Below are 21,637 nucleotides of genomic sequence, written 5' to 3'. Positions count from 1 at the left end.
CTCAATAACCAATTATGAGCAGAACCAAATATATCTTATCCATCCTTATTGCTTGTTCGTTAAACACTTTTGCGCAGCAAGCTACCCCGCAATGGCGGCCCAGTTACCATTTTACAGCGCCAGCCAACTGGCTGAACGATCCTAATGGATTGATTTACCTGAATGGTGAATACCATTTGTATTACCAGTATAACCCTTTCGAAAATAAATGGGGGCACATGAGCTGGGGGCATGCCAAAAGTAAAGACCTGGTAAATTGGGAACACCTGCCTGTGGCCATCCCCGAGAAGATCATCAAAGATACCACAACCATGATTTTCTCTGGCTCTGCGGTTTTAGATAAACAAAATGTAAGTGGTTTAGGCAAGGGCAAAGCGCCAATTCTGGCCTTTTATACTGCCGATTTACCTAAACAGCATAACGAATCGCAGTATATGGCCTATAGCAACAATGGTGGCTTAACTTTTACTAATTATGCGAAGAACCCCATTATAGATTTAAACAAAAAGGATTTCCGCGATCCGAATGTGTGGTGGCATGAGGCTTCGAAACAATGGATTATGACGGTTGCGATGGTGGATGAGCATCAGGCACGGTTTTACGGTTCGAAAAACCTGAAAGACTGGACTATGCTGAGCGATTTTGGCAAGCAAGGCAACCAGGGCAGTGGCTGGGAATGCCCTTTTATGATTCCACTTGCTGTTGATGGAAATAAGAACAACACCAAATGGGTGCTCATGATTTCGCTGTTTGGGCCAAAAGGTCCAACCATGCAATATTTTGTAGGCGATTTTGATGGCAAAACTTTTAAAAATGATAATGATGGTCAGTTAACCTTACTGGTAGATGATGGTGACTCATTTTATGCCGCCATTCCCTGGAACAGTGCGCCAAATGATAAACGCATTCTTTTGGGTTGGTTGCAGCCAGGAGGGAAAGAAACTTTTCCATGGAAAGGACAGATGTCTATCCCAAGGGATTTAGCCTTGAAAACTACTCCTGATGGCGTGAGGTTGTTTCAGCAGCCGAGTTCGGTTGTTGCGGGTAATCTTAAAAAACTGGCACAAAACCGGGTAATTTCCAAACAAAACCTGGCTGTTAACGGAGAGTTGAAACTGGATGAAATTACCAATGCGAACTGGATTGAAGCAGAATTTGATTTGAATGGCGCTAAAAATGCAGGCTTTAAGCTGGCACAATTAAAAGATGGACAAGGTAAAGTGATTAAAGAAATTGAAGTAGGCTACCAGGCTGATAAAAATGAGCTTTACGTTGATTGCTCGCGCTCAGAAAAAGGCATTAAAAACGATAAGAACATCGTGCAAACCGCTAGAATAAACCCTGTTGGTGGTAAAGTGAAAATTCAGATCCTGATTGATAAATCATCGCTTGAAGTTTTTGGCAATGGTGGTGAAAAGGTGATTTCTACCATGATTTTTCCGGACGAAAAAGCAACCGGGATTACCGTATTCTCGAAAGATGGTAAAAGTACGCTAAGCAGTTTAAAGATCTGGGATTTGAGTAAGAAATAGCAACAATAATAGTTTGTCACGTTGAGCTCAGCTTGTCCTGAGCTTGCCGAAGGATCGAAACGCCTCACACAATTTAAGGTAGGCCCTTCGACAGGCTCAGGGTGACAATTCTATATATATTAAAAATGATGTGTTACGGACCTATACTCCAGACTAAAGACTAGCTCTTAAACTCGCTTGTTTTATGGAAATCGATATCAGGATAATCCTGTTTGGTTAAATTAATCATGTACTCACTATCGGCCAGGTAAACCGGGTTAGCCTCTTTATCAAAGCCGATGTGTTGTTGCTTGCGTTTTACAAACTCATCCAGTTTTTTTTTATCCTCTGAAGTTACCCAACTCGAACGGGTATAGCTTAGCGTACGGAAACGGCATTTTGCCCCATACTCGTGTTCTAAACGGAAATTAATTACTTCGAACTGAAGTTCACCTACAGCTCCAATTACTTTCCGGTTTCCGGGCTGCATTACAAATAATTGCGCCACCCCTTCGTCGGTTAATTGCTCAATTCCTTTTTCCAACTGTTTGGTGCGCATAGGGTCCATGTTTTCTACCTCTTTAAAAATAGAAGGAGAGAAACTAGGGATACCTTTAAACTGCAGTTTTTCACCTTCGGTTAAAGTATCGCCGATTTTAAAGTTACCACTATCGTACAAACCAACTACATCACCTGGCCAGGCTTCTTCAACAATACTTTTCTCGTTGGCCATAAAATCCATCGGGTTAGAGAATTTCAGTTTCTTATCCTGACGAGTATGGTAATAAAATTTATTGCGTTCAAATTTACCAGAGCAAATTCTCAAAAAGGCAATCCGATCGCGGTGTTTAGGATCTAAGTTGGCGTGAATTTTAAATACAAAACCGCTAAAGTTTTTTTCTTCCACCAAAACATCGCGTTCTTCGGCCTCACGGTGTTTTGGGCTTGGTGCAATTTCAATAAAGGTATCCAGCAATTCCTTGATCCCGAAATTGTTAATGGCACTTCCAAAAAATACAGGAGCCAGCAGACCTTCGGTATACAGATCTTTATCTACTTTGCCGTAAATTCCGTCAACCAGCTCCACATCGTCATTTAAAGTCTTAATTTCCGATGCTTTAAGGTAATCTAAAAGTGAAGGATCGTTCAGATCATTTGCAGCAACTACCGAATCGGTAACTTTGGTTTTATCAGAATTGAATAAATTTAAGTGTTTGTTATAGATGCTGTAAACTCCTTTAAAGGTATGCCCCTGACCAATTGGCCACGAAAGCGGGCATAAGCTAATGTTTAGTTTTTCCTCAATTTCATCTAGTAGATCATAAGCTTCTTTACCTTCGCGGTCCATTTTGTTAATGAAGATAATTACAGGCGTGTTTCGCATTCGGCAAACCGACATGAGTTTTTCGGTCTGTTCCTCTACACCTTTTACGCAGTCGACCACCAAAATTACGCTATCCACAGCCGATAAAGTACGGTATGTATCTTCGGCGAAATCTTTGTGACCCGGTGTATCCAGAATATTGATGCGTTTACCGCTGTATTCGAAACCCATTACCGAAGTTGCTACCGAGATACCACGCTGCTTTTCAATCTCCATAAAATCGGAGGTATTGCTCTGGTTTGCCTTATTTCTTTTTACCGCACCAGCCGTGTTGATGGCACCACCAAACAGCAGAAACTTTTCTGTCAGGGTGGTTTTACCCGCATCGGGGTGACTTATAATGGCAAAGGTTTTACGTTTTTCTATTTCAGGGTTAAGCATAATAAAAAGGAAATTATAAGATAGGTGGAAGCGTTAAAGAAATCTTGCTAACAGAAGAATTTTAGATTTTTGCTCCATGAGGCTGCAAAGATACGAAAAACTGGCTAATTGTACTATCGTCCAGGGTTTAAACCCTGGACGATTTCGCGATTGATCGAAGATAAAAACGAAATAATCCAAAATTTTTATAAATCATCCCTATTTTTGTGCTAAAATGTTTAGCTTTATTTATCCCGCCTGTTTAGCAAACTAAAATTTTATTGCAGATGCCTACATTAGAAGAAACTTCTATGCCCGCAGAAATTGCGGCTAAATTTGTGAATTACACCTCTAAAAACGTTTTCTTAACAGGAAAAGCGGGAACTGGTAAAACTACTTTTTTGCGGAAACTGATTCAGCTTACGCATAAGAAGGCAATGATTTGTGCACCGACAGGTATAGCTGCCATTAATGCAGCAGGGGTTACTATTCATTCTCTTTTTCAGTTGCCATTTGGCGCTTTCTTTCCTGATGCAGCGGGGAACATCATTAATCAGCATATTACCTTTAACTTTAATACGCCACGTACACTGGCTAAGCATTTAAATATGCAAGGCAATAAAAGACGCCTGATTCAGGAGCTGGAACTGCTAGTGATTGATGAGGTGAGTATGCTGCGGGCAGATATGTTGGATGCCATTGATTTTGCCCTGCGCTATATCCGCAGGAATAAAAATGTGCCTTTTGGAGGTGTTCAGCTATTATTTATTGGCGATTTACATCAGTTGCCTCCGGTAGTTAAAAACGATGAATGGCGGGTAATGGCCGGATTTTACAAGAGTATTTATTTCTTCGATGCCCTGGCGCTGCAAAATAATCCGCCGGTATATATAGAACTGGATAAAATTTACCGGCAGGATGATTCGGTTTTTATCGATTTGCTGAATAACCTGCGGAACAACCAGATCACCGCACAGGATACGGCATTATTACAACAACATTTTATTCAGGATTTTAAACCTGCAGCAACAGAGAATTACATTACCCTAACCACGCACAACAATAAAGCTGATGCGATAAACCGCGACCGCTTAACACAGCTAACCAGCAAATCGTACTTTTTTGAGGCAAAGGTTACCGGCGAATTTAATGAACATGCTTATCCCAACGATAAAAGTTTAGAACTTAAGGTTGGTGCACAAATTATGTTTATTAAAAACGATATGACTGCCGAAAAACGCTATTACAATGGTAAAATAGGAGTGGTGCACCATATCGAAAAGGGGGTGATAGAAATTGAGTTGCCTGAAGATAGAACGGTGATACAGATTTCGCCTTACACCTGGGAGAACGTAAAATATAAACTCAACGAAGCCACAAATGAAATTGAAGAAAATGTGGCGGGTTCTTTTGTACAATATCCGATTAAGCTGGCCTGGGCCATTACGGTGCATAAAAGTCAGGGTTTAACTTTTGATAAAGCGATTATCGATATTGGTGATGCATTTGCCCCGGGCCAGGCTTATGTTGCGCTTTCGCGTCTGCGGTCACTTAAAGGCTTGGTATTAACTTCACATCTGCGTGAAAGTGGTTTGCAGCAAGACCAGAACATTCATTATTTTTCTAAAACGAAACAACCAGCCGAAGTGCTCGATCAGCAGATCAGTGCCGAGAGTTATAATTTTATCAGGACGTATTTACTATCGGCCTTCGACCTGAACATGGCGCGCTATTATTTTAAGGAGCACATGCAAACTTTTGATAAGAGCGAAGCTAAATCGACCAAGCAGCGCTACGATGAATGGACGATGGATTTGTATAAAGATTTCCAGAAAATTACGGCGACAGCCGATACGTTTATCAACCAGCTTAAAAACCTGTTTGCCCAACAAACAGAACATACTTTGTTCAATGTATCCAAGCGGGTGCAGGCAGCGGTAAAATATTTCAGTCCGTTAATTAAGGAGGTATCGGATAAATTTTTAATACAGATAGAGGCCATAAAAGAAGAAAAACAGGTAAAAACCTACCTTACCGAATTGCTCGAACTGGAAATTGTGATTTATGAACAATTGAAGAAAATTCACAAAAGCAAGGCATTACTCGAAGCAATTATAGATGGTAAAGAGTTTAGCAAAGCCGATACCGATGCACTTTTGAATACAGTTGAAAGGGAAGCACAGTTGAAAAAGGCAATTACGCTTAAAGGAATGGCGCTAAAAGTAAGAACTGCCACGGAGAAGCAAAAGAAAGAGCCAAAGCCTGATACCAAACTGCTGAGTTTTGAATTGTATGAGCAAGGCAAAAGCTTAGCCGAAATTGCAAAGGAACGCGGTTTATCGTTAGGTACCATTGAAGGCCATTTGGCTTACTATGTTTCTACGCAACAACTGGACGTAACCAAACTGGTTAAACCCAATAAAATCAGGAATATTACAGATGCCGTGGAAAGCCAGAAAACGAAATCGATGGCTACAATCAGGGAGTTTCTGGGCAAGGATTACTCTTTCGGCGAGATAAAAATGGTACTGGCATCGCTGTTTCCTAGTGAGGAGTAGTTTTTTACCGCAAAGGACATAATATTTACCACAGAGAAAAAGAGATTAGGCACAGAGCACGCAGAGCTTTATGAAAGAAGATTTATTAACAAGAACCATTATTGGGTTGGCGATAGATGTTCATACCTCGCTGGGGCCAGGTTTGCTTGAAAATGCTTACAAAGAGTGCCTGTTCTACAAAATAGATAAAGCAGGTTTTCAGGTTGAGAAAGAAAAGATTATGCCTTTGGTTTTCGAAGATGTAAAACTGGATTGTGGTTACCGCATAGATATTTTGGTGGAGAATAAGCTTGTTTTGGAGTTGAAAAGTATTGAAGCCCTCAGTGATATTCACCTTGCACAAACACTAACATATATGAAACTTGGAGGTTATAGATTTGGACTACTAATGAATTTTAATGTGCTAAGATTAAAAGATGGAATTAGACGAATAGTAAATGGATACTAGTACTCTTTCTCTCTGTGAAAGTTCAATGTGCTCTGTGGTTAAAATTTTAGGCAAATTGATGCATAATCGTATGAATGCTTTTTGTATCAAATTCTTTTTACACTGAATTATCACAAAAATACTCTGTTTCCTCTGTGCAAACTCTATGCACTCTGTGGTTAAAAAACTTAAATAATTCTGTTTTTTCATTAAACTTTGAGCCTTTTGTGGTTAAACTTTAAAAATAATTATCTTAGCATCTGTGGAGAAAGTTAAAGTTTTAGCGCAATACATGCCTGCCGAGGCCGCCCCGCTAATTGCCAAGTGGATTGATTATTTTCAGTGTGAATTTAAGATCGCTAAAACCCGTTCCACTAAGCTTGGTGATTACCGCCATCCTTTTCGGGATAAAGGCCATCGCATTTCAGTTAATTTTAACCTCAACCATTACGCTTTTCTGGTAACCACGGTACACGAATTTGCTCATTTGTTAACCTGGAATGATTTTAAGAATAAGGTAAAGCCGCACGGAACCGAATGGAAAAAAAACTTTCAACGGATGATGGTGCCCTTTTTTGATATGAATATTTTTCCAGATGATATTCATAAAGCGATAGACAGCTACATGTCGAATCCTGCAGCCTCGAGCTGTTCTGATTTACATTTATCACGTGCCTTAAAAAAATACGATGCCGATACAACCGGTACCTTACACGTAGAGCAGTTACCTGTAAATGCCAACTTCAAAATCAAAGATGGCCGCCGTTTTACTAAAGGCGAGCGCATCAGAAAACGTTATCGCTGCGTTTGTTTAGATGATAAACGGGTTTACCTGTTTAATCCGCTGGCCGAGGTGTTTTTGTTAGACTAATTTATCACTAGCGTCCTGCTGAACTTGTTTCAGCATCTCTTTAAGTTTTTTATTTAACTTTTCACTACAGATCAGCATATTTGATGATATTAAATCAACCTAAACTCATCACCATCAAACAAACCTTTGTCGCTCAGTTTCAGGTGCGGAATAACCAAAAGCGCCATAAAAGAAAGCGTCATAAAAGGGGCGAGAAGGGTTGAACCCAAATCTTTTGCAAACTGATCTATCGCAGTATAACATGTGGCAACCTCGTAACCATTGTGATTACTCATTAAGCCAGCCACTGGCAGCGGAAGCACTTCTTCTTTTCCATTTCCTAAAGCGACAACACCACCGGTTTCCTTTATCACCAGGTTTACCGCTTCGCAAATACTTTTATCATCAACACCCACTGCAATAATATTATGACTATCGTGCGCAACACTTGATGCAATCGCACCCTGTTTTAAGCCAAAGTTCTTAACAAAAGAAATCGCTATTGGGGCATCGTGATAACGGTTAACTACCACCATTTTGAGTATGTCGTTCGCTACATCGCTTATGATATTGCCATTTTCAATCTTGGGCTTTGCCTGTATTTTATTGGTAATGAGCTGACCATCTAAGGCCTCAATAACGGGGATTTCCTGCTGATTGGTGTATTTCAAGATGAAATCTGCTTCTTTTTTGGGGCTGCAATCAAAATGGTTAATCGATTCTTTACCGGCCACATGGTTGATCCAATTACCCGCCATTTTGCCGTTTTCTGCCAATAAAAGGCCATTGATATAGGTTTGTTTTACCTTAAAATTAACAAGATCTTCCAACACAATAAAATCGGCATCATCGTTTACCTGTAAAGCACCAACTTCCAGTTTATAGTGTAATATTGGATTAATGCATGCTGCTCTTAGTACTTTAAAAACGTCGATTCCTTTTGCTACTGCTCTTGCACAAATTTCGTTGATGTGGTTTTCTACTAAACTGTCAGGGTGTTTATCATCACTGCAAAACATCATCATTTCGGGCCAGTCGTGAAGTAAATGGATTAAAGCCTCAAAATTTTTGGCTGCACTGCCCTCACGGATCAATATTTTCATGCCACGCTGTAGTTTATCCAATGCTTCCTCAGCAGTAAAACATTCATGATCGGTAGAAATACCCGCATCGATATATTTTTGAGCCGCATCGCCACGTAAGCCTGGTGCATGCCCGTCAACAGGTTTGCCCAAATGGTGTGCAGCTGCGATCTTTTTATAAACTTCTTCATCTTTGTATAGCACCCCTGGGAAGTTCATCATTTCGCTGAGGTATTTAATTTCAGGGCGTTCTAAAAGTGCTTTAACATCATCGTGGTTTAAGGCTGCACCAGCGGTTTCGAAAATAGTGGCCGGAACGCAGCTTGGTGCCCCGAAATTGAATTTAAAGGGTACAGTATTCCCGTTTTCGATCATAAACTCGACACCTTCCATGCCACACACATTAGCAATTTCATGCGGATCGCTGATGGTGGCCACCGTACCATGTACCACAGCCAGCCGGGCAAATTCGCTCGGAATTAGCATACTGCTTTCGATGTGTACATGACTATCGATAAAACCCGGAGTAATGAAAGGGCTGCCTGGGCGTTCTTCTGAAATTTTGGTAATCGATTTGATTTTTCCGGCTTCAACGGCTATTTCGCCAAAGAAAATATTTCGCTTTGTGATATTGACTATGTTTCCTTCGACTTTGAATGTGCCCATTTCTTTATGTTTAACTGGTTAATTGTATCAATCGGTTAACTGTTAGATCAACTTGCAATTGACCAATTTAAACAGTTTATACGATTAACCTATTTTAGTATTTCAATAATTTATTAATTGTTGCTGCTAATCTGGCTTTAGCTAAAAAGTCATCTTCGAGCACTTTGCTCATCGGAATGGCGGTATCTAAACTGGCGCAACGCATTACAGGTGCATCCAGGTAATGGAAAAGATGCTCTCCAATCCATGCAGAAATTTCGGCACCGAAACCATTGGTCAGGGTATCTTCGTGTAAAACCAGCACCCGTCCGGTAGCTTTTACAGCCTCTTTTACCGTTTCCTGATCCCATGGCTGGAGCGTACGCAGATCAACAAGGGTCGCTTCTTGTTGAGGGTGATTGTTTAAATGTTCCAAAGCCCAATGTACACCTAAACCATAGGTGATAATCGTAAACTGGCTACCTGTTTTTAAGGTAACCGCTTTTCCTATTTCGGTAGTATAATAACCATCAGGTACCGTCGCAGTTAAACTTCTGTACAAGTATTTGTGTTCAAAATAGATTACTGGATTAGGATCGGCAATGGCTGCCAAAAGCAAGCCCTTAGCATCTTCTGGAAATGCAGGATAGACAATTTTTAAGCCTGGTGTTTTGGTAAACCAGGCCTCATTGCTTTGCGAATGGAAAGGCCCGGCGCCCGTTCCGGCACCTGTAGGCATACGTACCACAACATCAGCTTTCTCGCCCCAACGATAATGCGTTTTGGCCAAATTGTTTACAATCTGGTTAAAGCCAACGCTTACAAAATCGGCAAACTGCATTTCTACAACAGCTTTATACCCATTTATAGACAGGCCTAAACCTGCGCCTACAATGGCCGATTCGCAAATGGGGGTGTTACGCACCCTGCTTTTGCCGTATTTAGCCATAAAGCCATCCGTAATTTTAAAGGCGCCACCATAATCGGCAATATCCTGCCCCATTAAAACCAGATTTGGATATTTTTCCATAGCGAGATCGAGCGCATCGCTAATGGCATCTAAATATCTTTTTTCAGTAGTAGCCTGGCCCGGTTGAATGATTTCGGATTCGTAAGGGAAATACATGTCCGTTTCTTCCTGAACAGTATTTGCGATAGGCTCTGGTTCTTCAAAGGCTTCTTCTACAGCGATTTCAATATCTTTTTTAAACTGGATTTTAATATCGGTGATAGTATCGATAGTTAAAATGCCTTGTTCAATTAAATAAGCTTCGTAATTGTTTAACGGATCTTTCTTTTCCCATTGATCGAACAGTTCTTGTGGGACATATTTGGTGCCTGATGCCTCTTCGTGGCCACGCATCCTGAAAGTCATGCACTCAACCAAAACAGGTCTTGGGTCTTTTCTGATTTCCATGGCCAGCTGGTTAATGGTATCGTAGACTTCAAGAATATTATTGCCGTCTATTTGCCAGCCTTCAATACCGTACCCAATGGCTTTATCAACCAGGTTTTTGCACCTGTACTGTTCTGCTTTTGGTGTTGACAGCCCGTAACCATTATTTTCGATTAAAAAGATAACCGGAAGTCCCCAAACGGCTGCAACATTTATCGCTTCGTGAAAATCGCCTTCACTGGTTGCACCTTCACCTGTATAAACCAGGGTAGCATGCTGTTTATTGGCAAGTAAATCAGCCAATGCAATGCCATCTGCAAGAGCCATTTGCGGGCCGAGATGGGAGATCATTCCCACAATTTTATATACTTGTGCGCCAAAATGAAAGGAGCGGTCGCGGCCTTTGGTAAAGCCGGTTAACTTGCCCTGCCATTGGGCCATTAATTTCTTTAGCGGAATATTACGTGAGGTAAAAACACCTAAATTGCGGTGCATGGGTAGAATATATTCCTCAGGCTGCATGGCCATTGTACTGCCAACAGCAATGGCTTCCTGCCCAATACCCGAAAACCATTTGCCTATGCGCCCCTGGCGTAACAATATGAGCATTTTATCCTCCACCATCCGGGGATAAAGCAGTTTTTTATATAAATTCAGTAAGAATTCGTCGTCTTTATCTCTTCGGTTAAAATGCATAGCAGAATTTGATTAAAAACTTTAAGAAATATCCCAGGGATTGAGCATTTCAAGTTCTGCAATTTTTTTAAAATCTGCAGTGTTTCTTGTGATTAAGGTAAGCTTATTGGTTATTGCTGTGGCTGCTATAATAGCATCAGGTAGTTTAATTTTATGTAACTTCCTAATTTTGATCGTATTTTGAACAATTTCTTCTGATAAATTATAAACATAGGAAACCGAAATAAAGCCATTTAATTCTTGAAATTGCGGCTCGGTTATCTTTGACCAACCCAAAAGTTCTATCCTTGAGATAATAGATAAATGCATTTCGATATTATCCATAAATAGAAGCACTTTTTCAGGCAATTTATTCTCCAGATACTCAATTACAGAGTTGGTATCTGCTAAATATCCCGTTCCCATTCGTTCCTGCTATCTATAATATATTGCTGGAATTCTTTGTATTGCTGGTCGGTAAGATTTAATGAACCACGAAAGTCAGAATGTTTTTTTTTAGGATTTTTTACCTCATTAAGTTCGTCGACAGCATAAACCAAAACCTCGATTTGTTTCCCAATATAAGCCTTAGGAAGATCTATAGAGATATTTTCTTTATCAGGTGTTATTATTGTTCGTATCATACTCAAATATACAAAATTTAGAGGCTGATTAAAATAGCTTTTCTTTTGAGTTAGGCTTCGGACTAAAATGACTTTGGGCTTAAGACTCCCGATTTTTCTTCATCTCCTCAAACTGCTTCGCAAAAGATTTGTCGGCAACTTTTGGCATCTCGCGGTATTTACCCCAACTCTTTTTGAAGAAGGTTTTGAGCATAAAGTTTTTAAATTTTCCACCAAAGAAATCCATCCATTTGCGTTTTTGCATCATCCTGTTAAACATGCTCCAGCCCATTTCTTCCTTTTTCCCATTTTCATGGCCTGCTGCAGCATCTCTTCGGTTGAGCAATAACATTTTATGGATATCGATTTTTACAGGACAAACCTCCGAGCATTTTCCGCAGAGACTGGAGGCATAGCTTAAATGCTTAAACTCCTCCATACCCTTTAAATGCGGGGTAATCACTGAGCCAATCGGGCCACTGTATGTGGTGTTATAGGTGTGCCCGCCAATATTTTTATATACCGGGCAGGCATTTAGGCAAGCACCACAACGAATGCAGTACAAGCCCTGTCGCTGGTCTTTTTGAGCCAGTAAGTTAGTACGGCCATTATCCAGCAGGATAACATACATTTCTTCTGGTCCATCTGTTTCGTTTGGCTGACGCGGACCGCTCAGGATACTGTTGTAAACTGTTAAATTTTGCCCCGTACCATGCGAGGCCAATAAAGGCCAGAACAAATCCAGGTCGGCCATAGAAGGGATTATCTTTTCGATACCAACAATGGCAATGTGTATTTTGGGGAAAGTAGTGCTTAACCTGGCATTGCCTTCATTTTCGGTGATAGCAATACTTCCCGTATCGGCAATCAGGAAGTTGCCGCCACTGATGCCGATATCGGCATTTAAATATTTATCTCTGAGTAGTTCCCTTGCTTTTTGTACCAGTTGTGGTGGTGTAGCATCAAGCGGGGTTCCAAACTTATCGTGAAATAACTGCGCAATATCAGTCGCACTTAAGTGCATGGCTGGGGTAACAATGTGGTAGGGTGCCTGGCCCAATAACTGAACGATGTATTCGCCCAGATCACTTTCCAGCGATTCGATATTGTTTTGCTCCAGAAAGTCGTTCAGGTGGATTTCTTCGGTCGTCATCGATTTCGATTTGATGACCGTTTTCCCATTGTTTCTTTTAATGATATTGAGGATTTCCTGCTGAGCTTCTGCCGCATCGTTGGCCCAAATTACTTTACCACCACGACGTTGAAAGTTCGATTCAAATTCGGGTAAGAACTTGTCGAGATTTTCCATTACCCGCCATTTAATTACGTGTGCCTTCTTTTTAGAAGCTTCGAGATTTTCGAATTTCGATAAGCCGCGTTCAACTGCCGCATTGTATTTACCGATATTGTAATTTATGGTTTTACGGTGCGGTAAATCGAAAGCTTTCTCATCAGACTTCTCTAAAAATTCCTCGGCAGTTTTCATTAATGGCAATTTTATTATAGGGGTAACGAAGAATAGCTGCTTTTAGTTCAGGCTACGCTGTTAAAAACCAAAGATATGAATTTATGCAGGCACCAAAAGTAATGTGCATAAAAAAGCCCCAACATTTCGTTGAGGCTGAGTATTTTGAATATTATTTCTTCGGATTTCCTTTTCCATCCATGTCTACTACCGGGCGTTTAGCTCTGTTGGCAAGCTCCCATGCAGTGAAATAGGTTAATTTTGCCCTTTTTGCCAGGAGTGGGAAGTTGATTTTGCTTACTTCATCGCCAGGTTTGTGGTAATCCTGCTGTAACATTCCATCGTAATAGAAAATGATCGGAATACCTAATTTAGCAAAGTTGTAGTGGTCTGAGCGGTAGTAAATCTGCTCAGGATCTTTTGGATCATCGTATTTATAATCCAGTTTCATTTTGGTATAGGTGGCATTTACCTGCTCGCTAATATTGGCCAGGTCGCTGCTTAACATTTTCGAGCCTACAGAGTAGATGTAGTTTGCCGAATCTGGTTTACCCAGGTATTCTTCACCTGTACGGCCAATCATATCGGTATTTAAATCGGCAATGGTATTGGCAACAGGGAAAACAGGGTGCTCAGAGTACCATTCAGAACCCCAAAGCCCTTTTTCTTCACCAACAACAGTCATAAATAAGATACTGCGTTTAGGTCCTTTTCCAGCTTTTTTAGCATCGGTAAACGCTTTTGCCATCAATAAAACACCGGTAGTACCCGATCCATCGTCATCAGCACCGTTGTTTACTTTATCTTTCGCGTTAGGATCAGTTTCCAAACCTATGTGATCATAGTGACCGGTTAAGATCAATACTTCTTTTTTAAGTACCGGATCAGAACCTTCCAGGTAACCCAAAACATTTTCACACCTAACCGATGCTTCGTTTTTAGCTGCACTTGCAGAAAAAGGAACGTTTAATACCTGTGAAGCAGGTGCCTGGCTTTCTACTATTTTTTTCTGTAAATCAGCGGCAGTTGTATTTGCTCCTTTTAACAAATCGTTTGCAACAGCTGTTGAAATCGAAATGCGCGGAATATCATTTTGTTTTTGGGCTTCGATCGCTGCATTGGTTTTTACCATTACCCTGCCTTTGTTTTGGGCTTGTTTGGTACTCTCTGTAATCCTGTCTACCATAGGATCAATCAGGATGATGGCCTTTACGTTGTTCTCAGCAAAATATTTCGCACGTGTTTCAAGGATGGCACGGTAAGCTGCTCTGTCAATTCTGGTGCCTGGCTTTATAGTCGGATCACCGGCACTGAACATCATTACCACTTTTCCTTTAATGTCGGTTCCGTTAAAGTCGTTGTAGTTGTCTTTTTTAACGCCGTAACCAACAAATACAATCTGATCGGTAGAAAAAGTAAAACCGTTATCGCTGATTAAGCTTGGAGAAACGACGTAATCTTTCTGGTATTCTTTCGGCTGACCGTTAACCGTTACATGGCTTTCTTTTAAAGTAACATTTACCAGGTTAATTTTCTGGAAATAACTGCCATCAACAGGACCTTTTAAACCAATAGATTTAAAATAATCGCGGATATAATCGGCGGCCATCCAGGCACCTTTGGTTCCTGTTTCGCGACCTTCATATTCATCAGATGCCAATACAGAAAGGTGCTTGTAGGCATTATCCGGATTAATGGCCTTGCTAAACCTGATAGCGTCTTTATTGGCCGGCAGTGGTTTAATCTGGCCAAAACAACTTGCGGTAACAAGCGTAGCCAAACCAAGGGTTAAAAACTTTTTGTTCATTATGATAATAGTTAGTTGAGTTTCTTTTTTAGCACGAAATTTTTTCGACCCGGTTTTGATGGCGACCGCCTTCAAATGCTGTAGTTAAAAAAGTTTCGGTAATTTTTTTTGCTTCATCTGCTGAAACAAAGCGTGCCGGAATACACAATACATTTGCGTTATTGTGCTGACGTACCAAAGAGGCAACTTCATTTTCCCAGCATAAGCCTGCTCTGATACCCTGGTGTTTGTTTGCCGTTATGGCCACACCATTAGCAGAGCCACAAAGTAAAATACCATAGGTAAACTCTCCACTTTCAACAGCACTGGCTACAGGATGGGCAAAATCCGGATAATCAACTGAATCTGCACTGTAAGGACCAAAATCCTTTACCTCGTAATCCTGTAGAAAATCTTTTAATATTTCTTTGTATTCGAATCCGGCATGATCCGCGCCAATAGCAATTTTAATTTTTGTATCAGACATTGTCAAATGTATAGAGAATTATGAATTCTGTTCGTAATGTTTTTGTTAGTTAGCATAGAATGCTGCTTCGGCCTTTTTCTTCTTTCTTTCAATGTAGGCCGAAACAAAAATACTTGCTTCGTACAATAAAAATAAAGGTGTAGCCACAATCAGCATCGTCATGATGTCTGGAGTAGGGGTTACAATTGCTGCAATAATCAGGATAATTACAGTCGCATAGCGTCTGCTTGCCCGCATCAGTTTCGGTGTCATTAAACCCAGTTTGGATAAAATGAAAATGATAACCGGAAGCTCGAAAATAATCCCTGTACCTAAAGTAAGGGTTGCTACAGACGACAGGTAAGAATCAACGGTGAAAGTATTTTTAATCTCTGTGCTAACGGTATAGCCGGTTAAAAAGTTAACCGATAGCGGACAAACTACGAAGTAACCGAAAAGGATACCAATTACGAACAATACAGATGCGAAGAATACAAATCCGCTTGCAGATTTGCGCTCGTTCTCATGCAGGGCAGGTTTAACGAAACGCCAGATTTCCCATAATAAATAAGGGAATCCCACCACGATACCACACATTACACAAACATTCAGCTGGAGGTTAAACTGACCAGCCATTTCGGTATTGATAATTTCGCCGTTAATTTTGGTGATACACATATCCTTGCCGAGCGAAGGAAAGTGCTCTACCAGTTTGCACATCATGCGGTAGGTCCAGAAATCGGGCTTTTTAGGCCCGAAAATAATTTTATCTAAAATTTCTTCATTGAAATAAAACGCGATACCTGTAAATACGGCAACTGCAATTACTGCTCTGATTAGATGTTTACGGAGTACATCGAGATGGTCGAAGAATGACATTTCTGCCTCTAAGGTTGTACTCTTTTGCCCGATTGCTTTTGTAAGTGATGTTTTTTTATTGTCGCTCATGTTGAAAACAAAAATACCATTCTATTTGAATAGAATGGTATTTACGTGTTAAATATAGAAATAGTTTATATTATTCTGAGAAATGACGGAAAAAATCGAACTCAGCCGTTGCAATAATTTAAAGCTGCGCCTTAATTATGCTCAATTGCTTTAAATTGGCAGCATTGGTGTAATTGAATTGATATACCCCATCTTCACCTGTTACGATCAAAGATTTAGGGCCGGCGATAACATCAAAACTTTTGATATTGTTTAAATGCTGCAACAGGTTGTCGCCTATTTTAGTTTTATTGGCAATGTTAAAACTCTTTATTCCGAAGTTGCCTTCGCATAAAAACAAATTATCACCACTGGTGCTTAAGCCATGCGGATTTTGCATCGGATAAACTGCAAGCTGTTTCGGTTTGGCTGGATCTTCTATATCTACAACTTCTAATTGATTGCTAGCTTGCCTGCAATTATTGCCTGTACGTAAGGTAACATAAGCGTATTTTCCTTGCACAACTACCGGATCACAAGCGAAAATATGGCTGTAAGTAGAGAGTTGTACCGGATTAGCAGGATCGGTAGCGCTAAAAATGTGCATGCCCCTGTTGGTACCGATAAATAATTTATTTTCATAAGGAAAGATGGTTTCAACACCCCAACCCAAAGTAATAGCCTTTAAAAAGGTTGGGTTCGAAGCTGTTTTAACATCAAATAAACTCAGGTTATTTAATCCCACCGCGTACAAATAGTCGTTCATTAAGGTAAATCTGGCCATTGAGCCGCCTTGCCCCGAACCACCCTGCGATGAAGAACTACTGTAAGCATCGTAATATATTTTATCCTTACTGGTCCGTTTTTTTACTACTGTGTCTTTATAAGTGTAAAGATACTTTTCAGAACCTGGACTATACAGTTGATTGAAAACATCTGTTAACCTTTTAACCTGCTTGATATTGTTCATGTCCGACAGATCAAAAGCAAGTAAATCAATAAAATTATCGGCGTAGAGGATATTGTTGTGGATCGCTAAATCTACGTTTCCCGGAATTTTCAGAAAAGCCACATTTACCGGCGCACTCGGATTAGCATTGTTGTAGATGTGAATACCCTCATTAGGTTCGTTGATGAAAAGGTAATCGTTGTAAATGTAGATTTTGCCAGTCCTTTTGGCGGGAGTGGCTTTGGTTATTCCCGTAGGCAAGGCCCTCATTTCCTTAACAGAAATCATTTTTGCAATTTGGATGGTTTCATACTCGTCTTTTTTGCAGGAAGTAAATACTGCAACAGCAAGTACGAAAAGGATGACGTTAATTAGATTTTTTTTCATTACCGGAGTGTTTTTGTATATAAACGTAACGAGCTAACTAAATGCTACAGTTGAAGTTAAATATTAATGATCAGCTATTTATCCAGGCTGAATAAAAATTTGAGGGCAATAAAAAAGGCTGTTCAAATATTTTGAACAGCCTTGATATGTTTTAAGGTTATAATCGTTTTATCCTTCTGAAAATTCAAACGTTTCCATGAATTTTGTGGTGAAATTACCTGCTCTGAAGTTAGGATCTTTCATCAATTGTAAGTGAAAAGGAATGGTAGTTTTAATACCCTCAATTACAAATTCACTTAAAGCACGTTCCATGGTACAAATTGCTTCTTCGCGGGTTTGAGCCACGCAAATTAGTTTGGCAATCATCGAATCGTAGTTAGCAGGAATTGAATAGCCAGCATAAACGTGAGTATCTACACGAACACCGTGACCACCTGGCGAATGGAAATTCGTAATTTTTCCTGGTGACGGGCGGAAGTTGTTCGCAGGATCTTCGGCGTTAATACGGCACTCGATAGCGTGCATTTCAGGGGTATAGTTTTTACCTGAAATCGGAATACCGGCTGCAACTTTAATTTGTTCTTTAATTAAATCGAAGTTGATTACCTCTTCTGTAACCGGGTGCTCTACCTGGATACGGGTATTCATTTCCATGAAATAGAAATTACGGTGTTTATCAACCAGGAACTCAATAGTACCTGCACCTTCGTAATTTACAGCCATTGCTCCTTTAATAGCAGCTTCACCCATTCTTAAACGCAGTTCTTCGGTCATAAATGGTGAAGGTGATTCTTCTACCAGTTTTTGGTGACGGCGTTGAATTGAGCAATCGCGCTCTGATAAGTGACAGGCTTTGCCAAACTGATCGCCAATAACCTGGATTTCAATGTGACGTGGATCTTCGATATATTTTTCCAGGTATAAACCATCATTACCGAATGCTGCACCAGATTCCTGACGTGCACTATCCCAGGCATTTTCAAAATCTTCATCTTTCCAAACCACACGCATACCACGGCCACCACCACCGGCAGTAGCTTTAAGGATAACCGGATAGCCCATTTCGTTGGCAATAGTAATACCTTCTTTAACGCTGGTAAGTAAACCTTCCGATCCTGGAATGGTTGGAACACCGGCATTTTTCATGGTTGCCTTTGCCGAAGCTTTATCACCCATATCGTTAATCTGCTCTGGCGTAGCACCAATAAACTTGATGTTATACTCGCGGCAGATGTTAGAAAACTTAGCATTTTCTGACAAGAACCCATAACCTGGGTGAATGGCGTCGGCATTGGTTAACTCTGCCGCCGAAATAATATTGGGGATATTTAAATAAGAATCTTTACTAGGCGGGGGACCAATACAAACGGCCTCATCAGCAAAACGTACGTGTAAACTTTCGCGATCTGCGGTAGAATAAACAGCAACGGTTTTGATGCCCATTTCCTTACAGGTGCGGATAATACGCAAAGCGATTTCTCCCCTGTTGGCAATAAGTATTTTTTTAAACATAATTTTACCTTTTCTGATTACTAATTAATCTGTGTAATCAATAACTAAATAGGTTCTACCAAAAATAATGGTTGGTCGTACTCAACAGGTGATGCATTATCAACCAGGATTTTAACGATACGGCCTGAAACTTCGCTCTCAATCTCGTTGAAAAGTTTCATTGCCTCAATAATACAAACTACTTTACCTGCACCGATTTCATCGCCAACATTTACAAACATTGGTTTTTCCGGACTAGCTGAACGGTAGAAAGTACCAATCATTGGAGATTTAATGGTGATGTATTTCGAAGTGTCTTCTGCGGCAGGAACAGCAGGAGTTGCTGCAACCGGAGCAGTAGGAGCTGTAGCAACTGGTGCAGCAGCCTGTACAAGCGGGGCCTGTGGGATGGTAGCATGCACAACTGTAGGTGCTTGGTTTGTTTTGATCGTGATTTTGAAGTCCTCTTGCTCAATAGCAACTTCGTTTACTCCAGAACGAGAAACAAATTTAATCAGTTCCTGTATTTGTTTGATATCCATTTTTTAATCCTTGTTATGTGAAAAAAAGTGTATAAATGAATTAACTAAGTTATACTTTTTTTGTTTTAAATTTTAATTGTGGTTGATAGTCTTTTGGTTGATGGCTAATGGCCAATTCCACTTCAAACTGCCAACTCTAAACTATACGGTATCGTATGCCCATTTCAGGTATACAGAGCCCCAGGTAAAGCCACCACCAAATGCTGCTAACACAATGTTATCACCTTTTTTAAGCTTGCTTTCCCATTCCCATAAACACAATGGAATAGTACCATTGGTTGTATTACCATAACGCTCAATGTTAATCATTACCTTATCGGTAGTAACACCCATGCGGTTTGCCGTTGCATCAATAATACGTTTATTGGCCTGGTGAGGTACCAGCCAGGCTACATCATCAGCAGTTAAGTTATTGCGTTCCATAATTTCGGCTGCAACATCAGCCATATTGGTTACGGCAAATTTAAATACTGTTGGGCCTTCCTGGTGCGCAAAGTGCTCTCTGGCATCAATGGTTTCGTGCGTTGCCGGTTTAACAGAACCACCAGCTTTCATGCCTAAGAAATCTCTTCCGGCACCATCGGTTCTTAAAATAGAATCCTGAATACCTAAACCTTCTTCATTTGGCTCTAATAGGGCACAGCCGCAACCATCGCCAAAAATAATACAGGTAGTACGGTCTTCGTAGTTAATAATTGACGACATTTTATCGCCACCAACTACCAATACTTTTTTATGTCTGCCCGATTCGATAAAAGATGCACCTGTAGAAAGGCCGAAAATAAAGCCAGAACAAGCGGCCTGTAAATCGTAACCCCATGCATTGGTTGCACCAACTTTATCAGCTAAAACGTTTGCAGTTGCAGGGAAAGTAAAATCTGGAGTAGTGGTGCAAAAGATAATCAGTTCAATTTCCTTTGCATCAATTCCTCTCTTTTTAAGTAAACCATTTACAGCATGAACAGCCATATCTGAAGTACCTAAACCTTCTCCTTTTAAAATTCTACGTTCTTTAATTCCCGTTCTGCTGGTAATCCATTCATCCGAAGTGTCAACAATGGTTTCTAACTCTGCGTTTGTAAGCACATAGTCGGGAACGTAACCATTTACTGCTGTAATAGCAGCGTGAATTTTACTCATTTTAAGAATTTTAATAAATTATTTAAATGCCATTCTAATTTTTTCTACCAATCCGGTAGTAATCATTTCCCTGGATTGGAGTACCATATTTTTAACCGCTAAAGGACTGGAAATACCATGTCCGATAACTACGGGAGCGTTAACACCTAATACCGGGCTTCCACCATATTGCTCGTAATTGAAACGATCGAAAAACTCATCTTTTAATCCTTTTTTGATGGTTAATACGTAAAATGATTCAGCCAGTTTAAGCATTACATTTCCGGTAAATCCATCACAAACAATTACATCAGCTTTGTCATTAAATAAATCCCTGCCTTCAACATTGCCTACAAAGTTAAACAGGTTGGTTTCTTTCATCAACGGAAAAGTAGCCATGCTTAGCATGTTTCCTTTTTCATCTTCTTCACCAATGTTCATCAACGCTACTTTAGGATCGGTTATCTGCAAAAGATTTTCTGCATATAAACTACCCAGTACGCCAAATTGTAATAAAATATCGGGTTTGCAGTCGGCATTGGCGCCAACATCTAAAAGCAGGCCAGTGCCGCCTTTAATTTTAGGAAGGATTGTACATAAACAAGGGCGAATAATGCCCGGAATGGTTTTAACGCTAAATACAGCGCCAACCAACATTGCTCCGGAATTACCTGCACTGGCAAACGAATCGATTTTACCTTCTTTTAGAAGGTTAAAACCAACTGCGATGCTCGAGTTTGGTTTCTGAACAATTGCTTTGGTAGGATGTTCGCCCATACCAATTACTTCATCAGTATGAACGTATTCAAAATGATCTGGATTAAAGCCTTCTTCTGCTAGAATGGGTTTAATCTGTTCGGTATCGCCAATAAGAACAAGATGCTCTCCGGCGTTAAGCGATTGATGAGCAGCTATTGCTCCCAAAACAATTGCTTTGGGAGCATAGTCTCCGCCCATTATGTCGAGGCCTATTTTCATAGAAAAAATCTGTTTG

General features: G+C 40.3%; 18 protein-coding genes. 4 read left to right on the top strand and 14 right to left on the bottom strand.

Annotated elements, in window-relative coordinates; translation table 11 throughout:
- The first annotated feature begins 14 nt into the window (after positions 1 to 14).
- On the top strand, positions 15 to 1,532 hold the full coding sequence (locus tag OC25_RS21820) for a glycoside hydrolase family 32 protein (protein WP_039480557.1): 1,518 nt from the start codon (positions 15 to 17) through the stop codon (positions 1,530 to 1,532).
- Positions 1,533 to 1,692: 160 nt separating this feature from the next.
- On the opposite strand, the gene OC25_RS21815 is transcribed toward OC25_RS21820, so the two are convergent.
- Positions 1,693 to 3,276 carry a peptide chain release factor 3 gene (locus OC25_RS21815; protein ID WP_039480555.1) on the bottom strand — a complete coding sequence of 528 codons (1,584 nt, stop codon included), beginning with the start codon at positions 3,274 to 3,276 and terminating at the stop codon, positions 1,693 to 1,695.
- A 266-nt stretch (positions 3,277 to 3,542) separates the two neighbouring features.
- Between OC25_RS21815 and OC25_RS21810 the strand changes: the two genes are divergently transcribed.
- The 3 genes from OC25_RS21810 to OC25_RS21800 all read left to right on the top strand — a co-directional run bounded on the left by OC25_RS21810 (position 3,543) and on the right by OC25_RS21800 (position 7,111).
- The gene (locus OC25_RS21810) at positions 3,543 to 5,813 is read left to right on the top strand and encodes a helix-turn-helix domain-containing protein (RefSeq protein ID WP_052266387.1); all 2,271 of its coding nucleotides are present in this window, start codon (positions 3,543 to 3,545) and stop codon (positions 5,811 to 5,813) included.
- A gap of 70 nt (positions 5,814 to 5,883) precedes the next feature.
- Positions 5,884 to 6,261, top strand: a complete 378-nt coding sequence (locus tag OC25_RS21805; protein WP_039480551.1) for a GxxExxY protein — start codon at positions 5,884 to 5,886, stop codon at positions 6,259 to 6,261.
- A gap of 241 nt (positions 6,262 to 6,502) precedes the next feature.
- The gene (locus OC25_RS21800) at positions 6,503 to 7,111 is read left to right on the top strand and encodes a SprT-like domain-containing protein (protein ID WP_209435620.1); all 609 of its coding nucleotides are present in this window, start codon (positions 6,503 to 6,505) and stop codon (positions 7,109 to 7,111) included.
- A gap of 89 nt (positions 7,112 to 7,200) precedes the next feature.
- Here OC25_RS21800 and ade read toward each other — a convergent pair whose 3' ends face one another.
- The 13 genes from ade to plsX form a co-directional block, all read right to left on the bottom strand.
- A complete protein-coding gene (gene ade, locus OC25_RS21795) occupies positions 7,201 to 8,838 on the bottom strand; it encodes an adenine deaminase (RefSeq protein ID WP_039480548.1) in 1,638 nt (545 codons plus the stop codon).
- A gap of 94 nt (positions 8,839 to 8,932) precedes the next feature.
- Positions 8,933 to 10,909 (bottom strand): alpha-ketoacid dehydrogenase subunit alpha/beta, encoded by a 1,977-nt coding sequence (locus OC25_RS21790; RefSeq protein WP_039480545.1) that lies wholly within the window; start codon positions 10,907 to 10,909, stop codon positions 8,933 to 8,935.
- Positions 10,910 to 10,930: 21 nt separating this feature from the next.
- Positions 10,931 to 11,314: a type II toxin-antitoxin system VapC family toxin gene (locus tag OC25_RS21785; RefSeq protein WP_039480542.1), complete on the bottom strand. Its 384-nt coding sequence runs from the start codon at positions 11,312 to 11,314 to the stop codon at positions 10,931 to 10,933.
- The gene (locus OC25_RS21780) at positions 11,296 to 11,532 is read right to left on the bottom strand and encodes a hypothetical protein (protein ID WP_039480539.1); all 237 of its coding nucleotides are present in this window, start codon (positions 11,530 to 11,532) and stop codon (positions 11,296 to 11,298) included. Before OC25_RS21780 ends, OC25_RS21785 begins: the two co-directional genes overlap by 19 nt.
- Positions 11,533 to 11,611: 79 nt before the next feature.
- Complete coding sequence (locus OC25_RS21775) at positions 11,612 to 12,997, bottom strand: LutB/LldF family L-lactate oxidation iron-sulfur protein (protein WP_039480536.1); 1,386 nt, start codon at positions 12,995 to 12,997, stop codon at positions 11,612 to 11,614.
- Between the two features lie 151 nt (positions 12,998 to 13,148).
- Positions 13,149 to 14,783, bottom strand: a complete 1,635-nt coding sequence (locus OC25_RS21770) for a M28 family peptidase (protein ID WP_039480534.1) — start codon at positions 14,781 to 14,783, stop codon at positions 13,149 to 13,151.
- 28 nt (positions 14,784 to 14,811) lie between these two features.
- Entirely contained in the window at positions 14,812 to 15,249 is a 438-nt protein-coding gene (gene rpiB, locus OC25_RS21765; RefSeq protein WP_039480531.1) for a ribose 5-phosphate isomerase B, read from the bottom strand.
- A gap of 45 nt (positions 15,250 to 15,294) precedes the next feature.
- Entirely contained in the window at positions 15,295 to 16,176 is an 882-nt protein-coding gene (gene tatC / locus OC25_RS21760; protein WP_039480529.1) for a twin-arginine translocase subunit TatC, read from the bottom strand.
- A gap of 118 nt (positions 16,177 to 16,294) precedes the next feature.
- Complete coding sequence (locus tag OC25_RS21755; RefSeq protein ID WP_039480526.1) at positions 16,295 to 17,491, bottom strand: LVIVD repeat-containing protein; 1,197 nt, start codon at positions 17,489 to 17,491, stop codon at positions 16,295 to 16,297.
- Positions 17,492 to 17,659: 168 nt separating this feature from the next.
- Positions 17,660 to 19,003 (bottom strand): acetyl-CoA carboxylase biotin carboxylase subunit, encoded by a 1,344-nt coding sequence (accC, locus tag OC25_RS21750; protein WP_039480523.1) that lies wholly within the window; start codon positions 19,001 to 19,003, stop codon positions 17,660 to 17,662.
- Between the two features lie 44 nt (positions 19,004 to 19,047).
- Positions 19,048 to 19,524 carry an acetyl-CoA carboxylase biotin carboxyl carrier protein gene (accB, locus tag OC25_RS21745; RefSeq protein ID WP_039480520.1) on the bottom strand — a complete coding sequence of 159 codons (477 nt, stop codon included), beginning with the start codon at positions 19,522 to 19,524 and terminating at the stop codon, positions 19,048 to 19,050.
- 141 nt (positions 19,525 to 19,665) lie between these two features.
- Positions 19,666 to 20,664, bottom strand: coding sequence for a beta-ketoacyl-ACP synthase III (locus OC25_RS21740; protein WP_039480517.1), 999 nt, complete (start codon positions 20,662 to 20,664; stop codon positions 19,666 to 19,668).
- An 18-nt stretch (positions 20,665 to 20,682) separates the two neighbouring features.
- Entirely contained in the window at positions 20,683 to 21,621 is a 939-nt protein-coding gene (plsX, locus tag OC25_RS21735; RefSeq protein ID WP_039480513.1) for a phosphate acyltransferase PlsX, read from the bottom strand.
- Positions 21,622 to 21,637 lie beyond the last annotated feature (16 nt).

Source organism: Pedobacter kyungheensis, from assembly GCF_000812965.1.
GTDB lineage: Bacteria > Bacteroidota > Bacteroidia > Sphingobacteriales > Sphingobacteriaceae > Pedobacter > Pedobacter kyungheensis.
This window is presented reverse-complemented; position numbering and strand designations above follow the sequence as displayed.

Coding starts and splice junctions, on each gene's coding strand:
- OC25_RS21790 (WP_039480545.1), bottom strand. CDS start 10,909: ATGCATTTTAACCGAAGAGATAAAGACGACGAATTCTTACTGAATTTA.
- OC25_RS21810 (WP_052266387.1), top strand. CDS start 3,543: ATGCCTACATTAGAAGAAACTTCTATGCCCGCAGAAATTGCGGCTAAA.
- OC25_RS21775 (WP_039480536.1), bottom strand. CDS start 12,997: ATGAAAACTGCCGAGGAATTTTTAGAGAAGTCTGATGAGAAAGCTTTC.
- OC25_RS21820 (WP_039480557.1), top strand. CDS start 15: ATGAGCAGAACCAAATATATCTTATCCATCCTTATTGCTTGTTCGTTA.
- OC25_RS21815 (WP_039480555.1), bottom strand. CDS start 3,276: ATGCTTAACCCTGAAATAGAAAAACGTAAAACCTTTGCCATTATAAGT.
- OC25_RS21785 (WP_039480542.1), bottom strand. CDS start 11,314: ATGGGAACGGGATATTTAGCAGATACCAACTCTGTAATTGAGTATCTG.
- OC25_RS21770 (WP_039480534.1), bottom strand. CDS start 14,783: ATGAACAAAAAGTTTTTAACCCTTGGTTTGGCTACGCTTGTTACCGCA.
- OC25_RS21805 (WP_039480551.1), top strand. CDS start 5,884: ATGAAAGAAGATTTATTAACAAGAACCATTATTGGGTTGGCGATAGAT.
- OC25_RS21755 (WP_039480526.1), bottom strand. CDS start 17,491: ATGAAAAAAAATCTAATTAACGTCATCCTTTTCGTACTTGCTGTTGCA.
- OC25_RS21780 (WP_039480539.1), bottom strand. CDS start 11,532: ATGATACGAACAATAATAACACCTGATAAAGAAAATATCTCTATAGAT.
- tatC (WP_039480529.1), bottom strand. CDS start 16,176: ATGAGCGACAATAAAAAAACATCACTTACAAAAGCAATCGGGCAAAAG.
- accB (WP_039480520.1), bottom strand. CDS start 19,524: ATGGATATCAAACAAATACAGGAACTGATTAAATTTGTTTCTCGTTCT.
- rpiB (WP_039480531.1), bottom strand. CDS start 15,249: ATGTCTGATACAAAAATTAAAATTGCTATTGGCGCGGATCATGCCGGA.
- accC (WP_039480523.1), bottom strand. CDS start 19,003: ATGTTTAAAAAAATACTTATTGCCAACAGGGGAGAAATCGCTTTGCGT.
- plsX (WP_039480513.1), bottom strand. CDS start 21,621: ATGAAAATAGGCCTCGACATAATGGGCGGAGACTATGCTCCCAAAGCA.
- OC25_RS21740 (WP_039480517.1), bottom strand. CDS start 20,664: ATGAGTAAAATTCACGCTGCTATTACAGCAGTAAATGGTTACGTTCCC.
- ade (WP_039480548.1), bottom strand. CDS start 8,838: ATGGGCACATTCAAAGTCGAAGGAAACATAGTCAATATCACAAAGCGA.